At 68.5% G+C, this 11,856-nt stretch carries 8 protein-coding genes; 2 read left to right on the forward strand and 6 right to left on the reverse strand.

Annotated features, from left to right (window positions below; genetic code table 11):
• Positions 1-23: 23 nt before the first annotated feature.
• Together QF046_RS13805 and QF046_RS13810 are read left to right on the forward strand one after the other, a co-directional pair.
• Positions 24-3,821, forward strand: coding sequence for a carbohydrate-binding protein (locus tag QF046_RS13805; protein WP_307370806.1), 3,798 nt, complete (start codon positions 24-26; stop codon positions 3,819-3,821).
• Complete coding sequence (locus QF046_RS13810) at positions 3,821-4,630, forward strand: alpha/beta fold hydrolase (protein ID WP_307370808.1); 810 nt, start codon at positions 3,821-3,823, stop codon at positions 4,628-4,630. The genes QF046_RS13805 and QF046_RS13810 overlap by 1 nt, the downstream gene beginning before the upstream one ends.
• Here the strand turns inward: QF046_RS13810 and QF046_RS13815 are convergent.
• The 6 genes from QF046_RS13815 to QF046_RS13840 all read right to left on the reverse strand — a co-directional run bounded on the left by QF046_RS13815 (position 4,561) and on the right by QF046_RS13840 (position 11,807).
• On the reverse strand, positions 4,561-5,646 hold the full coding sequence (locus tag QF046_RS13815) for a LacI family DNA-binding transcriptional regulator (protein WP_307370811.1): 1,086 nt from the start codon (positions 5,644-5,646) through the stop codon (positions 4,561-4,563). The two genes, QF046_RS13810 and QF046_RS13815, sit on opposite strands and share 70 nt — an antisense overlap.
• A 224-nt stretch (positions 5,647-5,870) precedes the next feature.
• Positions 5,871-7,310: an alpha-N-arabinofuranosidase gene (locus tag QF046_RS13820; protein ID WP_307370814.1), complete on the reverse strand. Its 1,440-nt coding sequence runs from the start codon at positions 7,308-7,310 to the stop codon at positions 5,871-5,873.
• A 173-nt stretch (positions 7,311-7,483) separates the two neighbouring features.
• Entirely contained in the window at positions 7,484-8,398 is a 915-nt protein-coding gene (locus tag QF046_RS13825) for a carbohydrate ABC transporter permease (protein ID WP_307370816.1), read from the reverse strand.
• Positions 8,398-9,339 carry a carbohydrate ABC transporter permease gene (locus QF046_RS13830; protein WP_307370819.1) on the reverse strand — a complete coding sequence of 314 codons (942 nt, stop codon included), beginning with the start codon at positions 9,337-9,339 and terminating at the stop codon, positions 8,398-8,400. The genes QF046_RS13825 and QF046_RS13830 overlap by 1 nt, the downstream gene beginning before the upstream one ends.
• A complete protein-coding gene (locus tag QF046_RS13835; protein WP_307370821.1) occupies positions 9,336-10,673 on the reverse strand; it encodes an extracellular solute-binding protein in 1,338 nt (445 codons plus the stop codon). The genes QF046_RS13830 and QF046_RS13835 overlap by 4 nt, the downstream gene beginning before the upstream one ends.
• 87 nt (positions 10,674-10,760) lie before the next feature.
• Complete coding sequence (locus tag QF046_RS13840) at positions 10,761-11,807, reverse strand: LacI family DNA-binding transcriptional regulator (protein WP_307370823.1); 1,047 nt, start codon at positions 11,805-11,807, stop codon at positions 10,761-10,763.
• Positions 11,808-11,856 lie beyond the last annotated feature (49 nt).

Below are 11,856 nucleotides of genomic sequence, written 5' to 3' on the forward strand. Positions count from 1 at the left end.
ACGCGGCCACGGAGGAGAGATCGATGAAGATCCACGAACGACACAGCATCCGGCAGAGGATCGCCGCACTCGTCACCGGCGCGATCGTCCTGAGCGGGGCCCTGGTCGCCGCGCAGCCTGCGGTCGCGCCGCCGGCCGCAGCGGTCGAGCAGTCCCCGCCGGCGATCGCCCGGACCGTCAGCGACGCAGGATTCTCGCATCCGGGGATCGGGTTCAGCGCCGACAACCTCGAGAACATGCGCACGCAGGTGCTCGCCGGGGTGGACCCCTGGGCGAGCTATTACGAGGCGATGACCGAGACGAAGTACGCGGCGCGCGACTTCCGGGCGGAGAACGCAGAACCGGGAACCGACACACCGAAGAACGACGCCTATGCAAGCGCGGGGATGCGGTCCAGTGCCTTGCGCGACAGCATCGGTGCGATGACACAGGCACTCGAGTACGTGGTCACGGGCGACGAGCAGTACCGGGCGAACGCTCTGCACGTGCTGCGGACCTGGAGCAGCCTGGACCCGGCGAAGTACGCCTACTTCGGCGACGCGCACATCCACACCGGCGTTCCGCTCTACTACATGCTCATCGCCGCGGAGCTCATCCGCGGCACGGAGCCGGTCGGCGCCGACCTCGATGGCTACGATCTGAACTGGACGACGAACGACCAGCAGCGCATCGAGGACAACCTCGTCCGTCCCGTGCTCTCGACCTTCCTCTACTCGAACAACAGGCTGTGGAACCAGCACCTCTACGGCGTGATCGGCATGGTCTCGGCCGCCATCTTCCTCGACGACGCCGACCTGTACGCCGAACGCGTCGAATGGTTCACGGTCAACGCGGGCTACACCAGCGAGCACGACCTCTACGGTGGGAACGTCAACGGTGCGCTCGCCTCGCTGTTCCGTGAGATTCCCGCCGATGATCCGGCGAACACGACCGGGCATTCCTTCATCCAGCACATGGAGATGCTTCGCGACCAGGCGCACGGCCAGGGTGATGTGGACATCCTCGTCGCGCTCGCCCGGATCGTCGACAGCCAGGGCACGAAGGTCGATCCGGTCGCCGGCACCGTGTCTGCGGCATCGGATGCCGTCTCGCCCTACGCCTTCCTCGACGATCGCATCCTGAAGGGTGCCGACACCTTCTACGCCTTCATGATGGGCGAAGAGGTGCCTTACATCGCCGCGAACGAGGGCGGCACGCTCTCGCAGGCCTACCGCGGCAGGCTGCAGGACCCGCTCAGCGAGGCGTACCTGCAGTACCGCTACGCTGCCGGCGTCGATGTCGACGAGGTCGCGCCGCACGTCGCCGAACTGTACGAGCAGCGGGACGGACCGCTGTACTACTACGGGACCGGAGTGCAGAACTTCTGGAACGACCGCGGATCGGACTACACCGGCGCCGAGTACTGGGTCGCATTCCCTTCGGATCTCGCGGATGTCGACGGCGCGGCCGCGCCGCTCGCAGACAGCGCCGAGCTCTCGGTGCGCGCTTTCGGCCAGCCGCTCGGTGACGGCGCGCAGCGAGCGCAGGACGACGACGGCACTGCCTTCATCCGTCTCGATGCCCAGGTGGACGACGCTCAGCTGGCCGTTCGTCGTGCCATCTGGGGTGATCGCGGCAAGACGTCGCTGATGGGCGTCAAGGTCCGCAGCGACGGGGTCGCGCGCCTGCAGGTGTCGCGCACCTCGATCGAGCAGCCCTTCGCCGAGATCGTCGTGCCGGACACCGGTGGCGCCTGGCGCTACGTCTGGCTGGATCTCGCCCTCGAGAAGACTCCGGGCGCGATCGGCGACAACATCGTGTTCCTGAAGGCCACGGGATCCGAGGCCCGGGTCGATGTCTCCGGAGTGCTGGCGCAGGCGAACGGCGTCCTCACGCCGCCGGTCTTCGCAGATGCGCCGGCGCTCGACGTCGTCGCCGTCGCCGGTGAGCGCTGGACGCGAGGCATCACCGTGACCGATGCCGGTGACGACCAGATCTCACTGGCGCTGCAGAATGCTCCGTCCGGTGCCGCGCTCTCCGGGGGCGAGATCCGCTGGGAGCCGGAGGAGCCCGGCAGCGCGGACCTGGTCGTATCGGCTTCCGATGGGATGACCGTCACCGCATTGCCGATCCGTATCGAGATCGCCGCATCGCGCACTGCGGCCATCAGCGCATTCGACGGACGCATCGGCGAACAGAGCGATTACACGTCGGCGAGCTGGGCGCGACTGTCCGACGCGCGTGCGGCGGCGACCCAGGGCATCGACGGTGCGGACTCCGCGCAGTTCGCGGCGCTGCTCGAGAACCTGCGCATTGCGGTGTCCGGGCTCGTGCAGCTCGATCCGCAGCTGTCCGACGGCACGCTCGACTACCGCGACCTGGTGACGGCCCCGCCGCTCACCGCGGCGCAGCTCGGTGCCCTCACCGACGGTGACAACCAGACCCATTGGGGCGACCAGCGCGTGCCCAGCATCGTGTTCGACTTCGGCGCGTCCTTCCGGATCAGTGCGCAGCGCATCGGCATCCAGGCCAGGGACACCTTCGCCAACCGGGCCGAGGGGACGAACGTCTACGGCTCGGACGACGGCGCGCACTGGACGCTGCTGACCGAGCATCCGAATGCCGGTCAGGACGCGGAGATCGAATGGATCGACGTGCTCGCGGACCAGCGGGACGCGAAGTTCCGCTTTCTGAAGTTCCAGGTCGATGCACCGGGTGTGCCGGCTGACCCGGCCTTCCCCGGGATCTGGAGCATCGCCGACATCCGCATCTCCGGATCGCGCAGCGAAGCCGTCGGATCGATGGACACGGTGTCGCTGTCCTCGCCGGATGCGATCGCGGGGCGCGTGGTGGCGGGCGATCGTCTCGAGGTGCATCTGGCGGGTCCCTCCGGGAACACGGATGTGAAGGTGTCTGTGCTCGGAGCACCGGCCACGGTGACCTCGCCCTCCGCGGGGGAATGGTCGGCGACGACGACCGTGGCCGAGACGGTCGCGAAGGGGACGCCCGTCGGCATCTCCGTCTCGTTCACCACCCCCGCCGGAGCGACCGCGGATCCCATCTTCGCCACGACCGACGGCAGCAGGTTGTTCGTGTCGAGCGATGCCGGCCGTGTCGATGAGACGTTCCGTGAGGCCACGGTGCTGCGCCCGGACGGGGTCGTGGATGCCGCCTGGACGCAGTACACGGCGCGGATGCTGGACGGCGATGCGGCCACGCACTCCGACACCCGGCTCAACTCCGGGGTCTACGGGAACGTCTGGGACTTCGGCGCGGCGACGAAGGTCTCGCTGACCGGTGCGGAGCTGCTCGTGCGGCAGGACGGCTACGGCATCTCGCGCATCGCCGACATGCGGCTGGAGGGCTCTGACGACATGCGGACGTGGACCCGGCTGACGGCTCGGGCGCCGGAGAAGACGCTCGAATGGCAGCAGTGGCAGGTGGACGATGACACGGCCTTCCGATATGTGCGCATCGTCAACGGCCAGATCCTGAACGTGGCCGAGCTCAACCTGTTCGGCAGCGTCGCCACCGTGCCGGCCTGGGATGCGGCCACCGTCTACGACACCGGCGATCGGGTGTTCCACACGGGAGCGATCCACGTCGCGCAGTGGTGGACGAGGAACGAGGAGCCGGGGAGCACGGCGACCGGCGCCTGGATGGAGGAGGGTGCCGCCGTTCACGCCGCCGGTGAAGGGGTGCGCGAGTGGACGCGGTCCTGGGTGTACGACGACGGCGACACTGTCGCGCACGACGGGCGCACGTACCGGGCGAAGTGGTGGACGCGCAACCAGGAGCCGGGTGCGAAGAACGGGCCGTGGGAGGACCTGGGCACCTACTGATGGCGAAGACGCATATCGTCCTGGTGCACGGGTGGGCGGGGTCGGCCGAGTCCTGGCGGCCGATCACCGCCGAACTGGAGGCCGTGGGCGGATACCGCGTGCACGCCGTGCGGCTGCCGGGTTCCCCGGGTTCCGCTTCCGCGCGGCCGCCGACGATCCGAGCCGCCGCCGAAGAGCTCGCCGCGATGCTGTGCGGCATCGGTGAACCGGCCGTGCTCGTCGGACACTCGATGGGTGCTCAGGTGACGCTGCGTGCGCATGCGGCCCAACCCGCTGCGGTGCTGTCCGAGATCGTCGTGGACCCGGCGTACGGGGCATCCGATGACCGTGCGGCGATGACACGATGGGCGGAGCGGATCGCGTCGGCGGGGCACGTCGCGCTCAGGGAGTTCTTCGCAGCAGCGGGCGCCGGTCTGCAGGCGGCGGACCGGGCGGTGCTGCACGCGGACCTGCTCGCCACGCCGATTCCCGTGATCGTCTCATACCTGAGGTCGGAGTATCTCGACGCCGACGCGATCGGAGTGATGCCGGCATCCGCGCGAATCGCCGCGCGACGCATCCGACCGGTGCTGACCGTGCTGTCCTCGATGGAGGGTGTGGAGCTGGATCGGGGGCTGCCGCATCCGCCAGGCTCACGGATGGATCTGTGGCTCGGACACGGTCACTTCCTGCACCTGAACAATCCGCGGAGATTCGCGCAGTCGATAGACGAATGGGTGCGTGATGAGGCGGGGCGGGTTCACACGGGGGCGGGGCCCGAGGAAGCCCGCACGATCACCTCGGTGGGCAGCACCACCGGCCCGTCATAGGGTTCGCCGACCGCGATCCGACCGGCGATCTCGCCGACCTCATGGAACGGAGCGCGCACGGTCGTGAGCGACGGGGTGAGGTCCGCGACGAGCTGCATATCGTCGAATCCGACGACCGAGACCTGACCCGGGATCGAGATCCCGGCCTCGCGCAGAGCACGGCAGACTCCGACCGCCATGATGTCGGTCTGGCACGTGATCGCCGTGACATCGGGACGAGACCCGATCAGCGCGAGGGCCGCGGAGGCCGCTTCCTCAGAGGTGTTCCCGCTGCGCACGGCGAGGGCCTCGTCGAGGTCGATTCCGGCATCGGCGAGCCCGTCGTGATAACCGAGGAATCTCTGGTGCGACGTGGTCATCTCGTCCAACGATCCGACGAAGGCGATTCGGCGGTGGCCGAGATCGGCGAGGTGTGCGATAGCCCCGCGCACGCCGCCCCGGTGGTCGTAATCGATCGACGCGATCTGAGGAAGATCCGGCAGCGCGGCTCGGCCGCACAGGATCAGTTGCGCCCCGACTCTGGCGAGCGTGTCGGCATACCGGGCAGCTCGCTGCTCGAACTCCTTCGTCGCCGGCGTCGATCCCACCAGCAGAACAGCCATGACGCGCTGTTCGCTGAGCGCCTCGATCAGCGCGGACTCGCGTTCGATGTCACCACCGGTGGTGCACATGGTGAAGAGGTGGCCGTTCGCCGTGGCGATGTCCTCGGCGCCACCTGCCATCGTGGCGAACGTCGGGCCGACCATGATGCTCGAGATGAAGGCGATGCTGCGTCGGCCGACGCCCATCATCGACCGGGCCAGGCCGTTCACGACGTAGCCCAGCTCTTCGGCGGCGGCCACGACCCGCGCATGGGCGGCCGTCTTTCCCGCCGAGCGTCCGGAGAGGGCTCGGGATGCCGTCGCGCGCGAGACACCGGCGAGGCGCGCGACATCCGCGAGGTTGGCTCCGCCCCCGCGCATCGGCCCCGGCGCTGCCCCTCGGCGCTCCGGAGCGCCTCCTGTCGTGATGCTCACAAGGCGAATCTACCGGGAGGATGACGCTTTCCCGGCGTTCCGCGCGGGCGTACCCGGTCGGAATCGCAACTAGTTCCGGATGGGCGGATCGCCACGGACGCCGGCCCGCGAGAATTGCGTCACCGGGTGAGAAACCGCATACCGCATGAGAAACCACTCCTCGCATGGTTTCTCATGCGGGGAGTGGTTTCTCGCGACCGGCGGGGGCGGGGCGGGGCGGGAGGTCAGCCCAGCTCGATCACCGACCAGGACAGCGCGGGGAGGGTCGCGCGGACGGCGCCGTCGACGACCTCGGCTGCGGCCAGCGGCACCATGTGCACGGCATCCGGCGTCGCTTCGAGATTCGCCGTGTGGCGGTCGCCGCCCTCGGGGATCGTCAGGGTCTCGGCCTTCAGCACCCGCAGGTCGCCGAAGCCGTGCAGATCCACCGTCAGATCCGAAGCGTCGACCAGCGAGCGGTTGGCGACGAACACCACGACCCGTCCGGTTTCCTCGTCCCAGGTGGCCGCCGCATCCACGGCATCCACATCGCCGTAGCGCTTCGTGCCGATCTGCGAGGCCGACACCGCGGTGCGGAGGATCCGTCCGCGTGCGAGGCGCGCCATGCGCTCGAACGGCCAGAAGCTCGTCTGACGCCACGCGGCACCGCCCTCTTCCGAACGGATCGGCGCGATCACGTTCACCAGCTGCGCCTGGTTGGCGATCTTCACCCGGTCGCCGTGGCGCAGCAGGCTGTTCAGGAATGTGCCCACGACCACGGCATCCGTCACTGAGTAGGTGTCCTCGATCAGCCGCGGGTGCGTGCGCCACGACTTGGAGACCTGGTGCGGCTGGTCCTCAGTGTCGAGGCCGGACTGGTACCAGACGTTCCACTCGTCGAACGAGATGTCGACCTGCTTGGTGTGCTTGCCCGCGGCCTTGACCGCGTCGATCGTCGAGACGACGCCGTCGATGAAGGCATCCATCTCCACCGCCTCGGCGAGGAACGACTCAGCGTCGCCGTCGTGCTCCTGGTAGTAGGCGTGCATCGAGATGTAGTCCACCTCGTCGTAGGCGTGCGTGAGCACCGTGTGCTCCCATGAGCCGAACGTCGGCATCCCGCGGTTCGAAGAACCCACCGCCACCAACTCGATCGAGTCGTCGACCAGCTTCATGGCCTTCGCCGTCTCCTGCGCCAGACGGCCGTACTCGTGTGCGGTCTTGTGACCGATCTGCCACGGGCCGTCCAGCTCGTTGCCCAGGCACCAGAGCTTGATGTCGAACGGGTCGGCGGCGCCGTTGGTGCGCCGCAGGTCGGACCAGTACGTGCCGCCCGGGTGGTTGGCGTACTCGACCAGCGCGCGCGCCTCCTCGACGCCGCGGGTGCCGAGGTTGATGGCCTCCATGACCTCGACCTCCGCATCGCGCGCCCAGTCCACGAACTCGTGCAGTCCGAAGGCGTTGGTCTCCACGGTGTGCCAGGCGCCATCGATGCGCACCGGGCGGTCGGCCGCCGGGCCCACGCCGTCCTCCCAGCGGTAGCCGGACACGAAGTTGCCGCCCGGATACCGGACGACGGTCGGGCCCATCTCCCGCACCAGCGCCAGCACGTCCTTGCGGAAGCCGCGCTCGTCAGCCTGGGGATGCCCGGGCTCGAAGATGCCGGTGTAGACGCAGCGTCCCATGTGCTCGACGAACGACCCGAACAGGCGTCGGGGTACGTCGGCGATGGTGAAGTCGCGGTCGATGGTGATGGCGGGCCTGAGACATTGCTCTCCTTGTGGTGGGTCTCGGGGGTCGAAGGGCCGGCTCGCGGTCGAGCCGGCCGCTTCCTATCGGGGAAGGCCAGTCGCCCGGCCTACTGGCCGCCGAAGCCGCTGGTCGCGACTCCCTTGACGATCTGCTTCTGGAAGATGATGAACACGATGATCAGCGGCAGCGCCGCCAGCACGGCCTGCGCCATGACCTGCGCGTACTGCACGCCATAGGCGCTGATCACGGTCTGCAGTCCCACCGGCAGCGTCATCAGGGTGGTGTCGTTGATGACGAGGAACGGCCAGAGGAAGTTGTTCCACGCGCCGATGAACACGAAGATCGCGACGGATGCCAGGATCGGCCGCGACAGCGGAAGCACGATCGACCAGAAGATGCGGAACCGGCTGGCGCCGTCTACGCGGGCGGCGTCCTCCAGCTCGATCGGGACCGCGTCGAAGAACTTCTTCAGGATGAACACCATCGCCGGAGCCACCACCTGCGGCAGGATCAGGCCCCAGTGGGTGTCGATCATGTTGAACGCGAGCATCTCGTAGAACAGCGGGATGATCAGCACCTGCGGCGGCACCACGATCGACGCGATGATCACGAAGAACAGCCAGCGCCGCCCGCGGAAGTCCAGACGCGAGAACGCGTAGGCCGCGCCCGCCGAGATGGCGACCGTGATCACGGTGATCGCGATCGAGGTGAGCAGGCTGTTCCACGCCCACACGTAGACGTTGCCCTGCGAGAGGATCGCCGTGAACGCGTCGCCGGTGATGCCGGTGGCGCCGATCCAGGAGGGGTCGCCGGACGCGGCATCCGTCTCGGTCTTGAAGGCGGTCGCGACCGCCCACAGGAACGGGAGCAGCCAGCCGATCGCGAGCAGCGCGAGGATGACGAAGGCGGTCACGCGCAGCGGCGCGAACGGCTTCTGGCCCGGCAGGCGCAGTCGGTGCGCGCGTCGTGCGCGGGGAACGGTGACGGCCTGGGTCGGCGAGAGTGTTGCGGTGGTGGACATCACAGCTCCTTCTTGCGGCGGGTCACGAGCGCCTGCGCGACCCCGACGATGATGATGAGGGCGAAGAAGACGTACGAGATCGCGGCCGAGTATCCGAACCGGTAGTTCACGAAGCCGGCTTCGTAGATGTACTGCACGATCGAGCGGGTGGTGTCGCTCGCGACTCCGCCGAGCATCTGGTACGCCTGGTCGAACAGCTTCAGCGAGGCGAGGATCTGCAGGATCAGGATCAGGACGGTGGCCGGTCCGAGCTGCGGCAGGGTGATCGACCAGAACTGGCGCCACGCGTTCGCGCCGTCGAGCGACGCGGCCTCGTACTGCTGGGACGGGATGTTCTGCATCGCGGCGAGGTACAGCAGGAAGTTGAAGCCCACCGTCCACCAGATGGTCGCGATCACGATCGACAGCATGTTCGTGTCGGGATTCTGCAGCCAGGCGAGCGGTTCCAGACCGAGCGCCTTGAGGATGTTGTTGGCCGCGCCGATCTGCGGGTTGAAGATCCACACCCAGATCTGCGAGATCACGGTGGAGGCGAGCAGGTACGGCATGAAGAACGACAGCCGCCACAGCCACTGGCCGGGCAGGCCCCGATCGACGAGAGCCGCCATGAGCAGGGCGACCGCCACCAGGGGCACAGTGGACAGCAGCGTGAACCACACCGTGTTCCACATGGACTGCCACATGATCGGGTCGCCGAGGGCCTCGGCATAGTTGGCGAATCCGACGAACCCGCCGCCCGCGCCTGTGAGGGACTGGTCGGTGAAGCTCAGGTAGATGCCGTGCACGATGGGCCAGGCGAGGAAGAGGGCGAACGCGAGCAGGAACGGGGCGAGGAACGCCCAGCTGACGAGCTGCTCGCGGCGCTGGAACCCGGCCGTGCGGAACGGTGTGCTGCTCTTGCGGCCGGTCGCGACCGCGCGGGTGCTGGCTGTGGTCGTCATGGCTTCCACGTCCCTTCGGGGTCGGCGGGGTTGGGTTGGGCGAGCAGGGAGTTCACGCGCCGCTCGAAGCGGTCGACGGCCGCTGCCGGGTCATCGCCGCTGAGCAGCACGCCCTGCACTGCTGCGCCGAACTCGCCCTGGAAGTTCGACCCCGACCCGGTGAACCAGGCCTCAGGGTCGTAGACGACGTGGTCAGCGGCCTCGGCGTAGTGCGCCTGGGGAATCAGATCTGCGTACGCGGGGGAGGAGGTGACGGGCAGGTACGCGGGGATGTGCCCCGCTTCTGCCCAGCCGAACGAGCCCTTGAGCATGTCGGCGACGAACTGGTAGGTCAGGTCGCGTCGGCGCTCATCGGCGTTCGCCTGGTGCGGGAGCACGAAGGAGTGCGAGTCCGCGTAGACGGCCGGGGTGCCGTAGATCGTGGGGATCATGGTCGCGTCGAAGGGGATGCCGGCGTTCTGCATCGTGCGCAGTTCCCAGACGCCCGTCATCAGCATCCCGCTCTTGCCGGTGGCGAACTCGGCCACCGCGCTGCCGTAGTCGTTCTGCGCGGCGGCGATCTCGCCGTCCAGCAGCGACTGCATGAACGTCAGCGACTCGACGGCGGCATCCTTGTCGATGCCCATCTTCCCGCCGACCGGCAGTTCGATCGCGAGTCCGTGCTGGGCGTACAGCCCGTAGAACAGGCGCCACATCTGCGCCCCGTCGCCGAGGTACCCGTACGACAGCGCATGGCCGTCGGATGCCCCGCCCACCGCGCGCAGCTGGTCGAGGAACTCCTCCGGAGAGGAGGCCGGAAGGAGTCGTCCGTCGGAGTCGAGCTGGCCCGCTGCATCGCAGATGTCGGTGTTGAACATGAGCACGAACGGATGCGCGTCCAGCGCGATGCTGAAGCGCTGCCCGCCGACGATGCCCTTCTTCCAGATGGGCTCGGGGAAGGTCGACTCGTCCACGCCGAGCTCGGCGAGCCGGTCGAGGTCCCAGCTGTCGAGCAGCCCGCCCGGCGCCCAGCCGGGCACGCGCGTGGCGTGCATGATCGCGACGTCGGGGGCCCGTCCGCCGGCACCCGCCATCGCGAGCTTGGTGTAGTACGGGGTTCCCCAGGCGAGCACCGTCGGGCGGATGCGGTACGCGTCCTGCGCCTTGTTCACCGTGTCCAGCAGTGAGGACATGGTCACGCCGTCCCCGCCGGAGAGCAGGTGCCAGAACTGCAGGGTCTGGGTGGGCGAGCCGGGGCCGGAGCCGGGGGCGCAGCCTGCGAGCAGCGCCGCTCCTGCGGCCGCGGAGGCGGCGGCGAGGAACTGCCGTCGAGACAGATCGAGCGGGGGTGTCATCAATCACTCCTTCATCACATCGTCGTGAACGGATCCATCATTACATCGTGGTAATGGGATTGCAAGAGGCGAAACGCACGCCTGTCGTCAGGGGCGGTGGCCGGCGGGCGCGCCCGACGTGCTGACGCGCTCCTGCAGCGAGTGCGGGAGCACGATGCTCCGCGGCGGCATGGCCCGATCGTCCATGCGGGAGATCAGCAGCGACAGGGCGGCATCCGCGAGAGCATCCCGATCGAACGCGATGGTGGTCAGCGACGGTGCGGAGAACGCCGAGAGCTCGACATCGTCGAATCCGGTCAGCAGCACGTCCTCTGGCACGCGGATGCCGGCGGCCGAGAGCGCGTGCAGCGAGCCGAAGGCGAGGGAATCGGTGAACGCGATCACGGCATCGAAGTCGACGCGTCGATCCAGCAGCTCGCGCACGGCATCCGCGCCCGAGACGACCGACCAGGGCAGTCGGTTCACCTCCAGCGCGGGATCCCGCGCGATGCCGGCTTCGCGCAGCGCGTCGTGCACACCCTCCAGACGCAGGCGGCTGGTCGCCGTCGCGAGGTCCTGGTCGTCATCGCCGCCGACCATCGCGATCCGGCGCGCTCCGCGCGAGAGCAGGTGTCGGGTGACATCGGCCGCGGCGCGGCGGCTGTCGATGCGCACGTGATCGGCGCGGTGCTGCTCCACCTCGCCGATGACCACCAGCGGAGGAAGCTGATCGGCGAAGCGGACGATGCTGTCCTCGAGGCGGACCGGGTTCAGGATGAGCCCGTCGACCAGCCGCGTGCGGGCGCGGGAGAGCAGCTCGCTCTCCCGCTCGGGGGCCAGCGCCGTCTCCTCGATCTGCACCGCGAGACCGCGCTGATGCGCCGCCGCCACGATGCTGTGCACAAGCTCCGCCGAGTACGCGGTGGCCAGATCCGGCAGGGCGACTGCGATGGTTCCCGAGCGTCCGGTGCGCATGCCGCGCGCACTGAGGTTCGGCACGAAGTCGAGCTTCTGCATCGCCTGCTCGACCCTGGCGCGGGTCTCGTCGCTGACCCAGAAGGTGCCGGTGACCACGTTCGAGACGGTCTTGGGCGACACTCCGGCGAGAGCTGCGACATCCTTCATCGTCGCGCGGCGAGGAGGTGTCGCTGTCATGCGGGCCAGCATAGCCGGACGTCATCCATACATCGATGTAATGCGAAGG

It is taken from the genome of Microbacterium sp. W4I4 (assembly GCF_030816235.1).
Taxonomy (GTDB): Bacteria; Actinomycetota; Actinomycetes; order Actinomycetales; family Microbacteriaceae; genus Microbacterium.